The organism is Shewanella loihica PV-4, assembly GCF_000016065.1.
In the GTDB taxonomy this organism is placed as follows: Bacteria; Pseudomonadota; Gammaproteobacteria; order Enterobacterales; family Shewanellaceae; genus Shewanella; species Shewanella loihica.
The window spans coordinates 3,310,723-3,330,117 of sequence record NC_009092.1 but is presented as its reverse complement, the minus strand read 5'-3'; the positions used below and the strand labels follow the sequence as shown (position 1 = coordinate 3,330,117).

The window sequence follows — 19,395 nt, the reverse complement described above, 5'->3', positions numbered from 1 at the left end:
TTAGGCCTGTTTCACTCTTGTTTTTCTCTCGCTTTGCTCTTGTGTTACTCCTTTAAAGTCAGTACTTTAAATCAAATTTTACTCGGATGTTTTCAGTGTCTACTCTGATCCAAGAATCACGTTTTATTCCCTATCGTCAGGGACAACTCCATCTGCGCCTGCTCAAACGGCCCGATGCCGACATGAGTCGGCCACCCATACTGATGCTTCATGGCGCCATGTCTAACGGCCGCGTCTTCTATAGCGATAAGGGCAGGGGGCTTGGCTGCTACCTGGCCGAGGCGGGCTTCGTGGTCTATGTGCTCGATACCCTGGGGCGCGGCCTGAGTACCCCAAAATTGAGCACAGGCGCCAGCCATGGTCAGGGGGAGGTGATCCGCGAACAACTCCCTCTGGTACAGCACTATATTTTGTCTCAGCATCCCGAGGCTCATAAGGTGCATTGGTGCGCCCACTCCTGGGGTGGCGTGTTGATGGCCAGCGCCATCGCCCGCTTCGATTTCTTTCAGACCAGTGTCGCGTCTTTGCTGACCTTCGGCAGTAAGCGCGCCATTAAGGTACGCTCGCTTAAGAAGTGGCTGATGGTGGATCTGGTGTGGAACAAACTAGCGCCGGCGATTGCCGCCGGTCACGGCTATCTGGCCGCCGACCGCTGGCGCATGGGGATGGATAACGAGACCAGGGCCTCCCTGTCCCAGAGTATCGACTGGGTCAGAGGCGAGTGGATTGATCATGACGATGGCTTCGATTACGCCAAGGCGGCAATTGCCTTAGGCGCAAAGCAGGGCTGGCCAAAGAGCTGGTTTATTGCAGGTAAGGGGGATCAAGTGCTGGGTAATCCAGCCGACGTGCAGCGCATGATTAAGGAGTGCCATATCAAGCCGGTGACCTATACCTTGCTCAGCAAGGCTAATGGCAACCGCCACGACTATGGCCACGCCGAGATGCTGACCCACAAGGATGCCACAGAGGATCATTTTCCCCAGGTGCTAAGCTGGTACCAAGCGCTCTAGCCTCGGCTATTACTCTTTTTGCGGCTCAAGCAGCTCTGGATAGCGCAGCATCACCTCGTCCGTGATATCCAGCAGCTCACCAACCCCTATGATGTGCCACATCAGCTGCTCCAGCTTCTTGGCCTTGTGCTGGGCATGTAGGCCAATATATTCCAGCTCGCGCTTGATATAATTGATATCCGGCTTACCAGCGGCGCCTCGGTAGACGCGAAGCGCCATGAAACGGCCCAGGTTCTGGCTCTGTCTGATGAAGTGTAGCTGGGCCTGTTGATCGCCAATCTCCCTTGGCGGTACGCATTTTATCTTGATTCGTCCCTGAGACTGGCGGGAGATCTGTACATAGGTCTCGAAAAACTCGAGTCCGTGTTGCGGCTTCATCTGGCGGATAGGGGTGATGAAATCCTCTTTGAGGCGGCCCTTATCCAGCAGGGCACTGAGGTCATATTTCAATGCTTCCTGGGTGGTCGCCGCGAAGAGATCTGCGATGGCATTGGAATGTTTGCTCACCCCTAATACGCTGAGTTTGGCCGATTTTGCCGTCTTCTCAATGAAGTAGGGGACGGAGGCCAGCTCACGCATCAGCAGGTTCTTCAGCCCGTCGGAGAGCTCCTTCATGTCGCTGTTGGCCTCGGTCAGCTTTCTCAGCTTGTCACGGTTGGCCTCGATGAGGCGGCTGAGGAAGGCGACGCCGACATGGGGCGTGTGGCCGACCATGGCGGCCAGGTGTATGGTGACGCCGTTCTTGCGGGTGCGGATCAGCCGATAGGGCAGCTGCGCCAGACGCGTCTTACCCGCCAGATGTTGCAGCTTGGGAAAGGCGACCATCACAGGGGCCGTGGTATCGAAGTTGGCCGGCTCATCTAGGGTAACCTGCAGCCCCTTGCCCGAGATATCTAAGGTGAAACCGTGGTGAGACTGCTTGCCCTGGCTGACGGTGACCAGGGTCTTGAAGGAGAAGCGTGCCTCGTTACGTCGCTCGGTAAATTGCAGCGACAACAGCTTGATCTGATCTTCCAGCAGCTTTTCCTGGCCGAAACGTTTCAATTCGTTGGCCTGATGGCCTTTGGCATCCCAGGCCTCATATTGGGGCAGCACCTCCTCGTTGGTGAGATCGATCAGCTGCAGCACATGTGTGAAGCACTTGAGCTGGGCCTCGGTCAGCGAGGCGTAATAGCTGGAGTCACCGGGTAAGATACTGGATTTATAGGAGATCTCATGGTCTATCTCATGACAGGCCAGCTTGAAGATGCGCCAACTGGCCTTAGTAGCACCAAAGCGCAGGAAGAGGCCGAGCAGATCGCTCTGTTTTAGCTCGGCCAGGCTGGCGGAATAGAAGAAGATCGCTCCTTGCGCCTGAAAGGTAAAACAGAAAAACAGGTTATGATCCGGGTCTTGAGGCGCATTAAACAGCGCCTGTAACCGCTCATGGGTCAACATGCCGCCAAGCTGGCTGACCGACTTCTCATCGACAAAATACTGTTGCAGCTTCTGATTGTCGCGGCTCAGCAGCTTGTGGGTGATGCGATGCTGACCATCCTTAAGCTCCACATACAGCGGCAGGTGCGGCAGATGGGGCAGGTAGTGACGCTCGAAGCCCAGTCCTGTGGCGGCGACCAGTATGTCGTTGATATCCACCTTGTAGCGAAACTTGTAGCCTTGGATCAGGTTGGCCAGCATGTCCGACAGGGCGTCGCTGCCGCCGACGCGCTTGAGACGCATCCAGCTGAACTCGTGATTGCTCTCGACATCGACCACCTGATACTCCACCCCTTTCTGCAGGTCATCGAAATAGTATTCGGCGCTCAGCTCCAGCAGCTTGACGATAAGCGGCTGTTCAGGATTGAGGCCGTGATCTACAGGTAGGCGAATGCGGGCGCCGCCGACCGAGAGGTCGACCGTTATCCCTTTTACCTCGCTGCGTCCCGGCTGCAGCACGCCGATGCGGATCGCATAGTTCATCCGCTCTTCGGCGCGATTGAAATAGCTGCCTAAGATGGCGCCGCTGGCCACAAAGGGGGTAAGGGCAGTGTCGGCCCCTTGGTCGCCTTCGCGCGCCCTTTGCCGGCGCAGCTTATGCCCCTCGATCACCTGCTCGTATACCCCAAGGGTGTACTGCCCCTGATACAGGGCTAGGGCCTGAATAAAGTTCTCTTTCGCTGGCGTATCGATAAAGTGTGTCTGGGCGCCGCTGCTAAAGGGGGCGCAGGGCAGTTCGGATCTGTCCCTGAGATCGATAACCCGGGTACAGGGAGAGGAGAGGCGGTTGAGCTCCATCTTGAGCAGAAAACGGGTCGAATTAGACTCGCCCGAGGTCAGATGTTCAAACAGCTCCTGGAAGTTGGTCTCCATCAGCAGGGGTTTTAACTGTTCGATCAATGCCTTATGTTGCTCTAGACTCATGGATAATATCTTTTCGACTCAAAGTGGATGGCGCGGCTTATCTTCTTGTGTCGGCAGCTCGGGTCAAAACTTGATAGCCTTTTGTTTATTCAGCACAATTTGCTATCGCTGCGGCGGACACTGTGGTTGAAAGCCCTAACGCCAGTGTAAGGCATTTTAGCCCCCTTGTGGGAATCATTTTACTGCAGAGTGATAACGCCGATTGGCGTATGCACACTACAGCCGCTCAAGATACTCATGTAGAATGCCTGCATGGAAAAGGGCCTTTCTTGTCTGCGCATGCAGATACAGAGAGGCCGGACATTGATGAGATGACAAACAGTTAAGCTATGGCGAAGAATAAAACAGCATATGTGTGCAGCGAATGTGGTCAGGACTTTCCCCGCTGGCAGGGGCAGTGTAATGCCTGCGGCGAGTGGAACACCATCTCTGAGGTGAGGCTGGCACCGGCTAAGTCAAGTGCTGGCTCCGTGGCCGGTTATGCGGGGGCTGTCGGTGGCGGTTCCAAGAAGCTTAGCGAGGTGGAGGAGTTCGAGGCCAAGAAGCTGCTTACCGGCATTGGTGAGCTAGACCGGGTGCTGTGCGGCGGGCTCACCACGGGCTCGGTCAACATCATCTCGGGGGATCCCGGCGCCGGTAAGACGACTATTTTGTCGGATCTGGTGTCGCGCATGTCTCAGCTGATGCCCTCGCTCTACTGTACCGCCGAAGAGTCGCTGTCGCAGTTTAAGAACCGGGTCAATCGCCTCAGGCTGGACTGCAACGAGGAAAACCTCTACCTGATGGCCGAGACCAATGTGGAGGCGATCATCGCCGAGCTGGAGGCCAAGCAGGTCAAGTTTGCGGTGATCGACTCAATTCAGGCCGTGGTGACGGACCTTGCCAACGGCAGTCCGGGTTCGCCATCCCAGGTCAAGGGCAGTGCCCAGGCACTGACCCAATACTGTAAGCAGAACAATGTCACCATGTTCTTGGTGGCCCACGTGAACAAGAACAACGAGACGGCAGGCCCGCAGACCCTGATCCATATCGTCGATTGCCTGACGCATCTCGAGTGTAACGACGGTCAAGTACGCACCCTGAGGGCCAACAAGAACCGTTTCGGCGACGTAGATACCGTAGGCATCTTCAGGATGACCGAGCGGGGCATGTTAAGCGTCGATAACCCCAGCGAGATCTTCCTCTCGGGGTCGACTACCGAGTCTCCCGGGGCGGCCATCACCTGTATCCGCAAGGGCAATCGTAACCTGTTGCTGGAGATCCAGTGCCTGACCACTGAGGCTGAGGGGGAGTTTCCCCAGCGAGTCTGTGTTGGCCTGAACATGAACCGAATCAAGATGTTGACCGGGATCTTGCGCAAACATACCCGCACCAAGATCTATCACGACACCTATTTCAATCTGGTGGGCGGGCTTAAGATAGACGAGTCTGAGACTTGTATCGACCTGGCGCTGGTGGCTGCGCTGCTGAGCAGCCTCAACGAGTTCGTGGTGCCGCGCACCACCTGCATCATGGGCGAGCTGAGTCTCAACGGCGATGTGCGCCCCATCGACAGCGGCGTGCCTAGGGTGAAGGAGGCGGTGCAGCATGGCTTTACCGAGATCTTCATTCCGTTTCGCAATTATCATAAGTCGATGGAAGGTCTGGGCGCCAAGATTAACCCCATCAAGACGATACACGAGCTACTGGAGTTGATCTGTTAAGGTGAACAGACAGCAAGAGGAAACCCATGCATATACGTAGCGAAGCCCCCGGCGATATCGCCGCTATAGAAGAGATCACCAAGGCCGCCTTTCTCGAGGCGCCCCACACAGACCATACCGAGCATCTTATCGTTAACGCCCTGAGAGATGCAGGCGCGCTGGCGATATCGTTAGTGGCCGAGGTGCAGGGAAAGATAGTGGGGCATGTCGCCCTGTCCAGGGTGACCATCTCCGATGGGAGCCAAGACTGGTATGGACTCGGCCCTATCTCGGTAGTGCCCGAGCGTCAGGGAGAGGGGATCGGCAGCGCCTTGATGGGCGCCGCGCTGGAGGCGCTCGATAACGCAAGTGCCCATGGCTGCGTGTTGCTGGGAGAGCCTGAGTTTTATCAGCGTTTTGGCTTTGCCCCCAAGGCAGGACTTATTCTACCCGGCGTGCCCGAGGCTTATTTTCTCGCGTGTAAACTGGGCGGCGAATGGCCTCAGGGCGAGGTGAGTTACCATGATGCCTTTCAGGTAAGGAATTAAGCTAACGGCCCAGATTAAAAAAACGGATCCGTTTAGATAAAAAAAGCCTCCGATATCGGAGGCTTTTTTGCGCTTAGGGTCTGTTAGCTACACTTGCCAAAGGTTGGTGCGGCGCGACCTTCGTGAGCATCGACTGAGAGGTTTGCACAGACCGGCTCTTTGCCAACGCTAACCTCTGCGAAGTTGAACTTGATCTGATGGCCTTCATACAGGTCTGAGTAGACGGTGTCGCCGTTCTTCAGGTTGTACTGTACGGTGAAGAAGGTTGGGAACACGCCGCCTTCTTCCGCAATCTTAGGACCATCGACGAAAGGTGCCTGGACTGATTGTGGGATGGCTACCGCGCTGTGGAAGGCCAGTAGCTGCGCCGCCATAGTCTGCTGATAGGTCATGTTCTTGAAGTCCTGGCTCTCTGCATGGTGCAGGCCGCGCACATAACGTGACAGTGGCGAGTAATCTGCAGGGAGTTTGGTGCCCAGCGCACTGCGGTCGATCGTCTTAGAGAACTCCAGGTGATCCTGGAACAGGGGCTCGTTGGTGACGAAGCGCAGTTCATCGTTGGTGCTGCCACGCCATACCTTCAGCTTACCACCTGCGTTGAGCTGGATGAGGGCCACGTTGCCTTCGTTATCGCGCAGGTTGAAGTGACCGGGTACCAGATGTTCCATGTCCATCATAGGATCCGAGAAGGCTGGCTGCCATTCGCCTTTTTCGAGACCGTCGATAGCTTCGGCAACGGTTTTGTAGTTTGAGGTGATGTAGGTGGCGAGCAGGCCGTTGTTGACCGCTGGGGCACCATTATCATTGTCTTTGTGCATCGTCAGGAACGGCTTGCTGGCTTCCTGATACTGACCATGTACCGACAGGCCTTGATCGTTGATGGCATCGTAGGCAGTGCCATGGAAGATAGGGTTGTCAGACAGTGACATTGACTTGTACTTGGTGGTCCAAGTGGCCTGAGTCTTGTAGCTAGGCGCCTTGGAGCTGATTTCTATGCCAGCTGGAATGATCTTGGCGCGAGCTTCTACGTGAACATCCCAGTCTAGTGAGCGGGCGACTAGCGTGCCATAGTCTGTGGTGGCCGAAACGCTAGAGCAAGCTGAAGCGGTTTGTACTGCACCGATAGTCATAAGCGCGACGATGCTGGCTGCGACGATTGATTTTTTCATGATGAGTGCCTCGTTTGGTTGAACCTAAAATGGGTTGGTTTCTCGGCTAGGTCTTGCCTATGGGTCTAGAATAGGCTCAAAACCTGATAGTTAATAACTAATAACCATTCGATATTCGAATATGTTGGTTTGATTCGCGCCGAGCCTTTAGGGAGGCTTTAAGCTGTGCTTTGGTGAGTTTTAACCCGCGTTTTTAAATGAGTGGTTAAGCGAGTTACTAAGAGAGTTATAAAGAGAGTTAAGGAAGTGCTTAAGCGAGCGATTAGGTGGGGGGAGGTGAGCTTGCGGTCTATTGACAGGAGAGCATAGAGAGTTAACTCATGGCGCCCGCATCGGGTAGTGCCAGGATTAGCAGCCAGCCCAATAGTTAGAGCGAAGGCAAGTTGCGCCAGATCGAAAAGAGGACCCTAGGTCCCCTTTGTGTTGCTTTCATTGAAGCCTAGTGCGCTCAAGCTAAGCTCATGGCTGTCAGGAGAGCGCATCAGCCCTGATCATGTACCTCGATAAACATCTTGAGTTCACGGTCGAGTAGGGAGGCATCGCCTGTGTTGAGCTCGAGCATACGCCTTAAGTGGCTGATGCTGTCGATATCGATATGCAGGCATTCGAGGCCGAGTTGGCCATCTTGACGGTGGATCACCTGGGTCTCCATGGTGACCTCGACATCCGAGCCTTCTAGGGTGAAACTCAGGAGTATTGGCGCCGGATTTGGCGCGAACTCTTGGGGCTGCTCGACCAGGGCACCATTCAGGCTAAGATCGTGCAGCTTGGTTGACCACACCTTATCTTCTTGGGTGAGCGCCGCATCGACATCGAAGAAGATGCGCGAAAATTGCCGCCGTTCATTCATAACCTGTCCTAGCCTCAAGTGTGAGCGTAATGTTAATAAGGTAAGCATAAGCTAACATGACCCGAGTGTAAAAATCTTGATTTATATTTAGCTTTAGTGACTTGTGCCAAAATCTATTTGTATCGAACCTGAGATCTGATAGGCAGCATAGGCCTAAATAAAAGCGGCGCCCTAGCGGCTAAAAACCGCGCCAGATCTCATAATTGAGATAAAGCTGATATGCAATTATGAAAAATTGTGAATAATAGCCTTAACCTTTATTTAACGCGTCTGGGAGCGGGGTAATGGCCCTAACTTCATTACAACCTTGTGTGCTTGTGGTCGATGATGAGGCGGTGATCCGTGCTCGCCTGAAGGGCTATTTCGAGAAAGAGGGTTATCGGGTGCTCGAAGCCGCCGACGGTGAAGAGATGTGGCAGCAGTTCAGTCAGCAGCATATCGATCTGGTGATGTTGGACATCAACCTGCCCGGCGTCGATGGCCTCAGCCTGACCCGCGAACTGCGCAGCCGATCCGAGGTAGGCATCATACTCGTGACCGGGCGCGACGAGGCGATCGATAAGATCATCGGCCTGGAGATGGGCGCCGACGACTATGTGACTAAGCCCTTCGAGCTGCGTGAACTCTTGGTGCGGGTGAAGAATTTGCTCTGGCGCATCTCACTGGTGAAGAAGGCGCAGCAGCAGGCGATTGCCGAGCTGGAGCGGTGTGACGATCTTATCGAGTTTGAAGATTACAGCCTGGCCCTCAACAGCCGCAGGCTCTCCCAAGGCGAGGCGGTGATTAAGCTGACTAAGGCGGAGTTTGAGCTGCTTAGCGCCTTCGTGCTGCACCCACAGCAGGTGCTGAGCCGTGAACGCCTGATGCAGCTGACCAGCCATCGCAATCAAGATGTCAACGACAGAACCATAGATGTGATCATCCGCCGCCTGCGTAACAAGCTACATGCGGAGCTCTTCGTTACCGTCCACGGCGAGGGCTATCTGTTCTCGGCAAAAGTAGAAGATTAGGGTAGAAGGCTAGGGTTGAGGAGTCGCCTTAGGCGCCTCGACCCGGTAGATGGGGTAAAAGTCCGCCGGCGCCAGGCTGTCGGTCAGCTGCTTCATCTGAATATTATCTGGAGTGAGCCCCTTTATCCTGGGGCCGATATCGCCAAAGGGGGCTGCGCCCTCGAGTTCCCGCACCACCACGTCTATCGCTAATTTCCCCTGCAGCACCACCTGATCGTCGCTACTAAAGGCGACCCTATGGCGGTAAAGCCCACGCAGGGTGGCGGGCGACAGATAGCTGCTCACCAAAGCTATGTCTTGTGCCGTGTCCTTCTGCGCCAGGGCGCCTATGGCGGCCTCGATGGCCACGGCGCTGCCCAGTATATAGTCTGGCCTGTGATCCTTGAGCAGATGATGTAGCTGATCCCGATAGAGATCGCGATTGTTATCGGCGTGGCGGTTGGAAGAGATGCTCACATTGCTGCCCTCAAGCGCCTCCATGATCCCTTGCTCGACCCAGGTGCTGCCGCCGAGTTTCTCGGGGCCGAGCAGTAGTGCCAGTTGCACAGCCTGGCCGGTGTTAGTCTGGTCGGTGTTAGCTTGCTCGGTGTTAGCCTTGCCAGGCTGTTTTGCTGTGGTGCGATGAATAAAATCGCCGGCATGCCAGCCCATCTGATACCAGTTGACGCCTATGCGGGTGCTGACCAGAGGGCTGTCGAGGCGGTTGACCAGGGCCAGCATAGGTTTGCTTATCTGCCCCTGATACTGTTTCAGTAGCTCAGGGTCCACAGTGCCCAGCAAGATGGCGTCGAAATCGGATTTCATGCAGTGTTCCAGCTGCTCTAGCTGCTTCGCCTTGCCATAGTAACTACCGGCCTCAAACAGCTCCAGGGCGACCCCCAAAGTTTGTGCCCGGGTCACCAGGCCATAGTCTATACCAATCCAGTAGGCATCTTTGAGGTGGGGCACCAGGGCGCAGAGTCGCCAGGGCCGTTTCGCCGTACTCAGGGGGCGATAGCTGAGCGTCTTCACCTGCTGGAGCTTGGCGTTATAGGGAGTGCGCTGCTCCAGTGACCAGGTCTCAACAGCATTGGCCGTCACCGATATGGAAAAACCGGCGGCGATTGCCAGCCCATGGAGGCAAGCACAGAGGGAAAAGGCGCGGAAAAAGGGAGATTTATTATGCTTCACCACAGGGCACTCAGTATAATGTAACCAGACGCATGTCATTGATTCATTGTAACAGTTAAACGGGAGCCATGTGGGCGCTTTATCACTCTCGGGGAAAAGTTTAGTCGGTCGTCTCATGCTGGCCTTTAGCCTGCTGGCGCTGCTCCTGCTCACGCTGGTGAGCCTGGGCAGCGTATCCCTCTACTGGGTGAAGGCCGCCGACAAATACCTCTATGAGGAGGCGCTGCCCGCCTCGGAAGCCGCGCGCCAGTTGATGCAGTCGGTCAGCGCCCTGCAGGAAAATGCCCAGGCCTTAGAGCGGACGCAGGAGGAGGCGGAGCGCGCCTTTCTCGGGCGCAAGTTATCTATCGAGAGCAGTAACCTGCTCGGCGCCATCGCCCGCCTCAAATCGCTTAACCTCCAGGGCGACAGCCACCTCGGCCCCAGAGCGGCGGAGATCATCCACGACTTGACTCAGCTAGGCCATCAGGTGGGCGAGCGTCTGGCCCTCGCCAAGCAGCTCAAGGGCGATGGTCAGGCGCTGGTGGATGCCTCTGGACGGGCTATCGAGCTGTTGGAGGCTGAGCTGGCGGTCGTCGATTCCGCCGTGCTGGCCAAGCTGAGCTTGGCCTATCCCGAGGTTGCCGGCACGACTCAGAGCGGCTATCTGCTCGATACCATCATAGAGAAAGATCTCGATATTCAGGCGCGTCTTAATCGCGCCTTGGCCCTCATTCATCACTTGGCGCTGGTGGGCCAGCTGCTGCAATCGCCCGAGCAACATCTGGGGCTCAGTAAGGTGCTGGTGAGTATGTCGCGGGTGCTGACCGAGCAGGGCGGCGGCGAGTATCGATTACAGCCAAGCGAGGCCCAGGGCGGCATGCCTGGCAATGAGCCCGCCAGCGCAGCGAGCTATGTTCTTGCAGGCATCAATCAACCTAATCTTATGCCGCTGGAACTGCTCAAGGGCGTGGTGCGTGACCCTGTGCGGGCCACCGAGCTGGCCCATGAGCTGGCGATACTGCGCGGCGTCGGCGATAAACTCGCGCTGCAGCGCCGCTATGCCGGGGTGCTCGCCTTGCAGACGGCGCAGCTTCAAACACTGAGCGACAAGCTGAGTCAGCTCAACACTCAGGTGGATGGGGCCATGACGGCTCAGCAAACCCAGGCGGAGCAGGCCAGGGGGGATTTTCTTCGCCAGCTCTTCTGGGCCAAGGCGGGGCTCTGGGGCACGGGTTTATTGATGCTGGTGTTGATCCTGCTGGTGGTATACCGGGTGATCTACAAGGGGATCGCACTGAGACTGCACGAGGCGACCGACGCCCTGGCACGCCTTAGCAATGGGGATACTCAGGTGGCGCTGGACCCCCATGGGGATGATGAGCTGACCGCCATGGCCTCGGCCATCGATGCCTTCAAGCAGAAGACAGATCATAATCAGCGTCTGCAATCTGAGCTGCAGGAGACGGCCTCCGAGTTGTCGGCCCACAAGGCATCGCTGGAGACGACGGTGCAGGAGCGTACCCAAGAGCTGGCCCAGGCCAATCGCCGCCTGGATGCCGAGGTGCAGGGCCATGCCCAGGCGAGACAGATGGCCGAGGCGGCCGACAAGGCCAAGTCGCTCTTCCTGGCGACCATGAGCCATGAGATCCGCACCCCCCTCAACGGCCTGCTCGGCACCCTGACTCTGCTGGGGGAATCTGAGCTGCCCACGGCCCAGAAGCAGATGCTGGCCCTATCCCAGTACAGCGGCGCCCTGCTGCAGACGGTACTGAACGATATCTTAGACTTCTCTCGCCTGGAGCAGGGCAAGCTGAGTAATGAGCCGCGCCCTGTGGCCATCAACGAGCTGCTCGACGAGGTGGTCTCCATCATGCTCGCCGGGGCGGGCAACGCCGGCCTGTCGCTGCGTCTGGAGCGAGAGCGTCTCCCCGAGTGGATCAACATCGATGGCCCCAAGCTGCGCCAGGTGCTGTTTAATCTGCTGGGCAATGCCATCAAATTTACCCCGGCTGGGGAGATCTGCCTGCGGGTGAGCCAAGCAGGGGCTCGCCTTAAGTTTACCGTGAGCGATACTGGCCTTGGGATCCCCGAAGATGCCAAGGCCCGTCTGTTTATCGCCTATAGCGCCCAGCCCAATCAGGGACGCAGCCGTGGCACTGGCCTAGGACTGGCGATCAGCAAGGAGCTGGTCACCCTGATGGGGGCCGGCGATGAGGGGCTCTGGGTCGAGACCGAGGTGAACAAGGGCAGCACCTTCGGCTTTAGCCTGCCTTTGGAGGCATGTGAGGCGCCCGTGTTAAGCGCTACCGATATCATCCCTCAGGTCGCGCCAAAAAGAGTGCTGGTGGTGGAGGATAATCAGGTCAATGTCATGGTGGCCCAGGGCTTCCTGGCGCACCTTGGCCACGAGGTGGTTTTGGCGCCAAGCTGCGCCGAGGCCATGGCGGTTTTCGAGGATAAAGACGCGGGTTTTGATGCCGTGATGTTGGATATTCAGCTCAGCGATGGCTCGGGCATAGATCTCCTGAGTCAGCTCCGTGAGTGCGCCGCGAGTGATGTGCTGTTTGCCGCCTTCACCGCCCAGCTACAGCCACAGGATCTCGAAGTTTATCGAGCGGTAGGATTCGATGAGATCTTGGCCAAGCCGCTCAACATGCAGGCCCTGATGCGCTGGTTAGGGCGGGCGTCAAAAACATCGGCTCCTGTCGCCGAAGAAGCCGAAGACGTCAAAGAGAAAGAAGCAGCAGAGCGAGTCGAATCTGATGAAACGTCGGCGGAGGTTTTAGCGGAGGAAAATTCTCTGCCGGATGATCCTCTGCTGAATGACCCTCTGCTGGATGCTCCTCTGTTGGACAGCGCCCAGTTTCAGGGGGATTTTGACTGTCTCGGCGAGGCGGCCATGGTGCAGATGTTGAGCCTCTATTTGTCCTCCAGCGAGGCGCAGCTGACCGAGTTGGAGCAGCTTGTCGAATCCACGCCTGAGCAGAAAGCTGAACAGGAAGCCGAACAGGCCGCCGAGGATAAGAATGAGGCGTGTCGTAAGCTGCTCCACGGTCTCAAGGGCAGCAGCGCCAACATGGGCATGGTCAGGCTGACAAGGCGTTGCCAACAGCTGGAAAAAAGCGAGCTGCAGGCGACTGATATTTGCGGGCTCAGGCAGCTGTGGCGTGACTCGGTCGCCGACTTCGAGGCACAGCTAGCATTAACGCAATAGAGCAGCTAGCATCAACGCAATAGTGCAGCTGGCATCAATGCAATAGCGGAGCTAAAAAGCGGTGCATTAGGCGCCTGAATCTGCTAGAGCCATGGGCGAAATCTGCTACACTTGCGCCCCATTGTTAACCCTCTACTCACAACAGCAACTAAAGCGGGATCTTCACCTATGTTATTTTCTCAATTGTCTCTGCCTGCGCCACTGCAACAGGCGCTGGAAGCCTTGGCATTTAGCGAGGCGACTCAGATCCAGGCCGAGGCGATCCCCCTGGTGCTGAGCGGCGTCGATCTCATGGCCTCGGCCCAGACGGGCACGGGCAAGACGGCCGCCTTCGCCCTGCCTATCCTGGCTAAGCTGATGGGCCTTGCGCAGGCTGAAGGGTCAGATAAACAGCCCAGAGCCCTGGTGCTGGTGCCCACCCGCGAACTGGCGCTGCAGGTTCATCAGGGGATCTCAGATTTCGCCCGTTTTACCTCGCTGTCGGCGGGGCTGGTCTATGGCGGCGTCAGCATAGAGGCCCAGTGCCAGCAGCTTGCCGCAGGCGTCGACCTGATCGTCGCCACCCCGGGTCGTCTGCTGGACCTGCACAGACGCGGCGCCGCCAAGCTAGATGGCGTGGCGCAACTGGTGTTCGACGAGGCCGATCGCATGTTGGATATGGGCTTTGCCGATGAGATTGCCGAGCTGATGGCGCTGTTGCCGAGCGAGCGTCAGACCCTGCTGTTTTCAGCAACCCTGGATGACAAGGTGCTTGCACTGAGTCATCGCTGGTTAAAGCAGCCCAAACGCATCGCCGTTAGCCCGCAGAACAGCGCCAGCCAGGATGTCGAGCAGCGAGTCTATGCGGTGGATAGCGAGCGCAAGTTTGCCCTCCTGTCTCATCTGATCAACAAGGGGGATTGGCAGCGGGTATTGGTGTTTAGCCGTAAGAAGGTGGCCGCCGACAAGCTGGCCGCCCGCTTGTGTGAGCAAGGCATCATGGCCAAGGCGTTTCACGGGGATCTGGGCCAGGGCGCACGCGAGCAGGTGCTGGCCGATTTCCGCCGTGGAGAGATCAAGGTACTGGTGGCTACGGATGTGGCGGCGCGGGGGATAGATATCGAGTCTCTGGACTATGTGGTCAACTATGAGCTGCCCTATGTGGCCCAGGATTATGTGCATCGCATCGGTCGCACCGGCCGTGCGGGTAAGCAGGGGGTCGCCGTGACCCTCTACTGCGAAGAGGATGCCTTGCTGCTGGAGGAGATAGAGGCGCTGCTGGATAAGCGTCTGCCTCAGCAATGGTTGCCCGGTTTCGAGCCGGATCTCACCAAGGCTGACCCCAATCCCCGTCGCAATGGCAAGGCGGCGCAGAAACGCCGCGCCAAGCGGCGCGGTCAGGGTGGTAGACGCTAGTAGCTCTGATATCAGGCGCCAAGCGCCTCACAATCCAGGCTGACCCAGATTTGGGTGAGCCTGGCGAGGGCCTGATAGAAGCGGCCTGGGTCTCTGTCACTCACACGCTTGGCAAACTCCGCTAGCCAGGCATCCAGATACTTGGCTATAAAACGCTGCTGCGCTTTGTCATCCAGGCTGGTGGCCTGCTGGGCGACATAGGCCAAGATCACTGAGATATGATCCGCCGGCTCGGGAAAATCGCTCTGCACTCCCAGCTTGCTCTGCTTGAGCAGGGCAAGCATCTCCTGATGCTGAGGGCCGAACAGCTGCGGCTGCTCCTCATCGCCTTCAGGCGTCAGATAGAGGCCCGCATAGGGATTGGCGCTCTGCTTGCCGCCTACCAGGAAGAGGCCGCAATAATCTGCGGCCAGATTCAGTAGGGAGGCCTCATCGCCCAGCTCAGCCAACACCTCCTGTATAATATTCACTTCAGGCGCCAGCCTAGGCTCGCCGGCTAGCAGGTCAAAGAAGGCCTGGGCCTCGGCGCTTTGCAGGCTCTGTAGGCGTTGATGATCTATCTCTTTGGCAAACAGATCCGACAGCAGGCGGTAGACCCTGGCTCGCGCCTGGTTGGCTGGTGTTTGATCAATCGATGGCTTATTCATCTTAATTCTCCTGTGACCGCTAGCTTATTTTAGCGGCTGATCTCTATGGGACCGCTGAAGGCGCTGACTTCTGGGACCTTACCGCTGAACTTCTCGAACTCCACCAGACAGGTGTAGGCGGCGCAGGCCTGTGCCAGCTTAGAGCTGCCGATATCCTGGGTCAGGGTGTTGGGGTCGCCGTAGCTGCACAGGGCGCCTATCTCGTTGCCGCCTTGCTTGCTACCATCCTTGCCCACTGGGCCATACCAGGCTCCCTCGTGGATACGGATCACGCCCTGAGGGAAGCGGTTCGATACCCTGGCGCCCGCCAGAAGCTGGCCCCTGTCGTTGAACACGCGTACCAGATCGCCATCCTTGATGCCGCGGGCCTTGGCGTCCAGCGGATTGAGGTAGACAGGCTCGCGTCCCTGTACGGTATAGGTCTCGCGGTACTCCTGGGATTCACACATCTGCGAGTGCAGACGCTGATCCGGGTGGCATGACTGCATCCAGATGGGGTACTTGTCTGAGCCAGGGCCGCCGTGGCTGCGCTCGCTCTTCTCCATCCAGCTTGGGTGGCCGGGGCAATCGTCGTAGTTAAACTGGGCGATCTTGCGGCTAAAGATCTCGATAAGGCCTGATGGCGTGCCCAGCGGGTTGATCTCAGGGTCGTCCCTAAAATCGCTGTGGCGGGTCCAATTCTCTCCTTCACCGAAGTGTACATAGCCCTGCTGCCAGAAGGTGTTGAAATCTGGCATCTCGAACTTACCAGCGTTGGCGGCCTTACATTCGTCGTAGAGTTTTCTTAGCCAGTCCATCTCGGTCAGGCCGCGGGTATATTGCTTCTCTTTACCCATGAGTGCCGCAAAGCGGGTGAAGATCTCAAAGTCCGACAGGCTCTCGTACAGGGGCTCGACCATCTTCTGCATCGCCAGGACGCCGCGGTTGGCATAGCTGCCATAGACGTCTATGTCGTTGCGCTCGAAGGTGGTACAGGCTGGCAACACTATGTCTGAGAAGCGGCAGGTGGCGGTCCAGTTCACGTCTATGGTGACTACACATTCCAGCTTGTGGAAGGCGCGCTTCATCTTGTTTCTGTCCTGGTGATGGTTCCAAGGGTTGTTGCCCGAGAACACCATCATCTTGATGTCGGGGTAGGTGACTTTGCTGCCGTTGGCATCTATGGTCTTGCCCGGCTCAAGGATGGCATCTATCCAGCGTGCGACTGGTATGGTGCTACTGGCCCCCTTGAAGTCACTGCTGTCAAACAGGGGCTTCTGGCCCTCATCTAGGTTACGTGGGAAGGCGCCCGGCGCCGCCGCGCCCGATGAAGGTACGCCTATGCTGGAGTAGTGGTGGCCATAGCTGATGCCGCCGCCCGGCAGGCCGATTTGGCCTATCATGGTGGCCAGCACCGCCGCCATCCAGTAGGGCTGCTCACCATGCTGCTGACGCTGAATGCACCAGCCCATCATGATCTGGGTGCGGCCCTTAGTCATCACCTTGGCCAGATCTTTGATGATCTCGACACTCACGCCTGTGATCTGGCTAGCCCACTCAGGGGTCTTGGCCACGCCATCTTTCTCACCTAGCAGGTAGGGGAGGAACTCGTCGAAGCCCAGGCTGTAGCCTTCGATGAAGGCCTTGTCGTGCAGATTCTGGCTCACCATCTCGTGGGCGATACCCAGCATCAGGGCCACGTCTGTCTGTGGGTTGATGTAGAGCTGCTCGCAGCCCAGGTATTTCTGGGTCTTGGTGACCACGGGATCTATGCTGATCACCCGGATCTTGCCCTGGGCCACTTTTTCTTTCAGCTGTGCCAGATAGGCGTAAGACTCGTGAGTCTCGGCGTTCCAGCCCACCTGCAGGTTCTTATAGGGGTCGTTTGACCAGAGCACTATGGTGTCGCTGTGCTCTAAGATCAGCGGCCAGGAGGTGCCCTGGGCGTAGACCTCGGTCGAGCCGAGCACGTAGGGCAGAATCGTCTGACCGGCGCCGGTGGAGTAGTCGCCCACCTTCTTGACGAAGTTGCCGTGCATTCCTACCGCGCGTTGCATATGGCTGGTGGAGGAGTGCAGCTGACCCGTGGCGCGCCAGCCGGTTTGGCCCGCATGCAGCCCTGACGGGCCGTATTTGGTTTGGATCTCATCTAATGAGTCCTTAAACAGTGACAGGGCCCTGTCCCAGGTGACACGCACGAAGCGGTAGTCACCGCGCTCTAAGGTATTGCTCTTGTGCCCCTTGAGCAGGAAGTCGAGGCGCACCATAGGGTAGCGCACGCGGGATGGGTTATAGACCAGGCCCTTGACCCCATTGATCATATCGGTCGGGTATTTATCCAGGTCGAAGGAGATCACCTTATCGATGACGCCGTTCTTGCGGGTCATCTTAAAGGCGCCGAAGTGGGAGCCCGTGGTTTTCCACACTTCATCCGTGCCCGTGCTGGCCAGGGCGTTGAGCGGTGCCAACAGCGATGAGCCGCTTAGGGTGACATAGGAGCTGGCGGCGAGGCCTTTTAGAAAATCTCTTCTGTTCATGATGCTATCCTGTTAGTGCGCTGAGGTGGCAAAAGTCGATGAATGTTCTTGCAGGTATTTCTGCACCAGTGCCTGGGTGTCTTGGTCCATGTTGACGAAGGCGATCATTCCCTGAAACATGCCGGGCCAGGTGTTGGCGTCGAAATGGGCCTCATCGGGCTGGGTGTGACAGACACTACAGCTGCTGGAGTAAGTGTCGCGGGCGTAATCCCAGAGTGGTTGCAGATCTTTGACCAGATAGTCGCCATCCACCCAGATCTGCGCCTCGACGCGCTGCCAGATCAGGCCGGTGAGCGGGTCTTGCTGCTCTTCGAACACTTGCATCACGCCTGGCTCTAGGGCGGCATCTTTCGAGAGCTGGGCCGAGAGGATGTTCATGCCGAAATCAAAGTAGATCACCCGGCCTGCGCCTATCTTCTTGCGCCAGCCATCGATACCTACCTTGGCGCGTTGACCCTTGACCTCAAGCACCTTCACCTTAGTGGCGATGTTGAGTGTGCCCGCCTCGACGTCTGTCTTCTCGTTGAAGAACAGTGGCTTGGTCAGGGCGCTGAAGTAGCTTTCGCCGATAGCCAGGCTGCTCTCGCCAGACCCCACCTGGGCGATAAGTTCAGGAGCGCGAGAGGTGCCCATGTCAGGCAGCTTGTGGGCGATCCCCTTGTGGCAGTCGATACAGCTCTGATCCAACTCGGCGGCGCGTTTCATCTGCTTCTGGGCCAGCTTAGACATCTCGTCCCACTTCATCGAGTCATAGTTGTGGCAGTTCTTACAGGCGAGTGAGTTGTCGCGATCGAAACGTTTCCACTCACGGCTCGCCATTTCCAGACGCTTGGCCTCGAATTTCTCTTCGGTATTGACGGTTTGTAGCAGCCAGCCCCACATGTCGTGGGAGGCCTCTATCTTGCGGCCAATCTTACGGCTCCAGTTGTGGGGCACGTGACAGTCGGGGCAGGTGGCGCGCACGCCTGAGTGATTCGACCAATGCACTGTGCTTTGCAGCTCCTGGTAGGGTTTACTCTCCATGCTGTGGCAGCTGATGCAGAAGGCTTCGGTGTTGGTCGCCTCCAAGGCGGTGTTGAAGCCACCCCAAAAGATGATGCCCATCAGGAAGGCTGACAGGCTAATGGCGCCAAGGGTGAGGGTTTTGGCGGGTTTGTTGAGGGTACGCCAAAGGGTGATAAACCACTTCATAGCAACATCCTTTCTCAAGTTGGTAATGGGTTAATGGGCGACGACGCCGCCGAAGGCCTGGATCATCCAGATGATGAAGCCATAGGCGCTGATGCCTGTGATGGTTAGCATCGGGAAGAGCATCACTATGATGAAGCCGAGGGCTCTGAGCTCTTTGGATTTATCCTGATCTCGTATTTCGCTTATTGGGTGTGATGGCATGACAGACTCTCTTAGTTGATCTTTGTCCATGGCTGCATGGTAGAGGAGGGATGTGAATGGGGGTGCTGCCTGGCATGAACCAAGAGTGACAAGTTATGAAAAAATATGAATAAAACTGACTCTGGCGGCTTGATGGTGAATAGTTTGTTTGTAACTGTATGATATTAAATGAGTTAACTGAGTGTTCTCTTGATCGGACCTCCCATGGTTGTCGCGGTATCTCAGGCTAAAAAAGCCTTCGCGCGAAAGTTGAACAAAAGTTTGGCGAATTGTTAGCTTGCTCTAGTTTATGTCACAGTCTTTGCTGTAGAATGCGCCGCCAACAAAGGCTGTGTTATGGGTAAGTGTTTGCTTACCTTAAAAGGTCGGTATCTCCTCGGTTACCGATCTGCAGGTCACGTAAGGTA

At 56.9% G+C, this 19,395-nt stretch carries 14 protein-coding genes; 6 read left to right on the top strand and 8 right to left on the bottom strand.

Annotation, left to right across the window (positions count from 1 at the left end; translation table 11 throughout):
- Nucleotides 1-86: 86 nt before the first annotated feature.
- The gene (locus SHEW_RS14500; RefSeq protein ID WP_011866606.1) at nucleotides 87-1,013 is read left to right on the top strand and encodes an alpha/beta fold hydrolase; all 927 of its coding nucleotides are present in this window, start codon (nucleotides 87-89) and stop codon (nucleotides 1,011-1,013) included.
- 9 nt (nucleotides 1,014-1,022) lie between these two features.
- On the opposite strand, the gene SHEW_RS14495 is transcribed toward SHEW_RS14500, so the two are convergent.
- Nucleotides 1,023-3,413, bottom strand: coding sequence for a PilZ domain-containing protein (locus SHEW_RS14495; RefSeq protein WP_011866605.1), 2,391 nt, complete (start codon nucleotides 3,411-3,413; stop codon nucleotides 1,023-1,025).
- 329 nt (nucleotides 3,414-3,742) lie between these two features.
- Here SHEW_RS14495 and radA point away from each other — a divergent pair, with 329 nt between their 5' ends.
- Both radA and SHEW_RS14485 read left to right on the top strand, forming a co-directional pair.
- Nucleotides 3,743-5,116 (top strand): DNA repair protein RadA, encoded by a 1,374-nt coding sequence (radA, locus tag SHEW_RS14490; RefSeq protein WP_011866604.1) that lies wholly within the window; start codon nucleotides 3,743-3,745, stop codon nucleotides 5,114-5,116.
- Between the two features lie 26 nt (nucleotides 5,117-5,142).
- Nucleotides 5,143-5,643 carry a GNAT family N-acetyltransferase gene (locus SHEW_RS14485; protein ID WP_011866603.1) on the top strand — a complete coding sequence of 167 codons (501 nt, stop codon included), beginning with the start codon at nucleotides 5,143-5,145 and terminating at the stop codon, nucleotides 5,641-5,643.
- A gap of 83 nt (nucleotides 5,644-5,726) precedes the next feature.
- Here the strand turns inward: SHEW_RS14485 and SHEW_RS14480 are convergent, their stop codons facing one another.
- Together SHEW_RS14480 and SHEW_RS14475 are read right to left on the bottom strand one after the other, a co-directional pair.
- Nucleotides 5,727-6,812, bottom strand: coding sequence for a linear amide C-N hydrolase (locus tag SHEW_RS14480; protein ID WP_011866602.1), 1,086 nt, complete (start codon nucleotides 6,810-6,812; stop codon nucleotides 5,727-5,729).
- Nucleotides 6,813-7,293: 481 nt separating this feature from the next.
- On the bottom strand, nucleotides 7,294-7,662 hold the full coding sequence (locus tag SHEW_RS14475; RefSeq protein WP_011866601.1) for a PilZ domain-containing protein: 369 nt from the start codon (nucleotides 7,660-7,662) through the stop codon (nucleotides 7,294-7,296).
- Nucleotides 7,663-7,946: 284 nt separating this feature from the next.
- Here SHEW_RS14475 and torR point away from each other — a divergent pair, with 284 nt between their 5' ends.
- Nucleotides 7,947-8,672 carry a two-component system response regulator TorR gene (gene torR / locus SHEW_RS14470; protein ID WP_011866600.1) on the top strand — a complete coding sequence of 242 codons (726 nt, stop codon included), beginning with the start codon at nucleotides 7,947-7,949 and terminating at the stop codon, nucleotides 8,670-8,672.
- A gap of 9 nt (nucleotides 8,673-8,681) precedes the next feature.
- Here the strand turns inward: torR and torT are convergent, their stop codons facing one another.
- Nucleotides 8,682-9,845 (bottom strand): TMAO reductase system periplasmic protein TorT, encoded by a 1,164-nt coding sequence (gene torT, locus SHEW_RS14465; RefSeq protein WP_011866599.1) that lies wholly within the window; start codon nucleotides 9,843-9,845, stop codon nucleotides 8,682-8,684.
- Between the two features lie 67 nt (nucleotides 9,846-9,912).
- Here torT and torS point away from each other — a divergent pair, with 67 nt between their 5' ends.
- A complete protein-coding gene (gene torS / locus SHEW_RS14460; RefSeq protein WP_011866598.1) occupies nucleotides 9,913-13,038 on the top strand; it encodes a TMAO reductase system sensor histidine kinase/response regulator TorS in 3,126 nt (1,041 codons plus the stop codon).
- Nucleotides 13,039-13,206: 168 nt separating this feature from the next.
- On the top strand, nucleotides 13,207-14,433 hold the full coding sequence (locus tag SHEW_RS14455; protein WP_011866597.1) for a DEAD/DEAH box helicase: 1,227 nt from the start codon (nucleotides 13,207-13,209) through the stop codon (nucleotides 14,431-14,433).
- Between the two features lie 11 nt (nucleotides 14,434-14,444).
- Here SHEW_RS14455 and torD read toward each other — a convergent pair whose 3' ends face one another.
- Genes torD through torE form a run of 4 tightly spaced genes read right to left on the bottom strand, consistent with a single transcriptional unit; the run spans nucleotide 14,445 to nucleotide 18,988 of the window.
- Nucleotides 14,445-15,080, bottom strand: coding sequence for a molecular chaperone TorD (gene torD / locus SHEW_RS14450; RefSeq protein ID WP_011866596.1), 636 nt, complete (start codon nucleotides 15,078-15,080; stop codon nucleotides 14,445-14,447).
- Nucleotides 15,081-15,109: 29 nt separating this feature from the next.
- Nucleotides 15,110-17,596: a trimethylamine-N-oxide reductase TorA gene (torA, locus tag SHEW_RS14445; protein WP_011866595.1), complete on the bottom strand. Its 2,487-nt coding sequence runs from the start codon at nucleotides 17,594-17,596 to the stop codon at nucleotides 15,110-15,112.
- 12 nt (nucleotides 17,597-17,608) lie between these two features.
- Nucleotides 17,609-18,787, bottom strand: coding sequence for a pentaheme c-type cytochrome TorC (torC, locus tag SHEW_RS14440; RefSeq protein WP_011866594.1), 1,179 nt, complete (start codon nucleotides 18,785-18,787; stop codon nucleotides 17,609-17,611).
- Between the two features lie 30 nt (nucleotides 18,788-18,817).
- On the bottom strand, nucleotides 18,818-18,988 hold the full coding sequence (gene torE / locus SHEW_RS14435) for a trimethylamine N-oxide reductase system protein TorE (RefSeq protein ID WP_049766534.1): 171 nt from the start codon (nucleotides 18,986-18,988) through the stop codon (nucleotides 18,818-18,820).
- Nucleotides 18,989-19,395 lie beyond the last annotated feature (407 nt).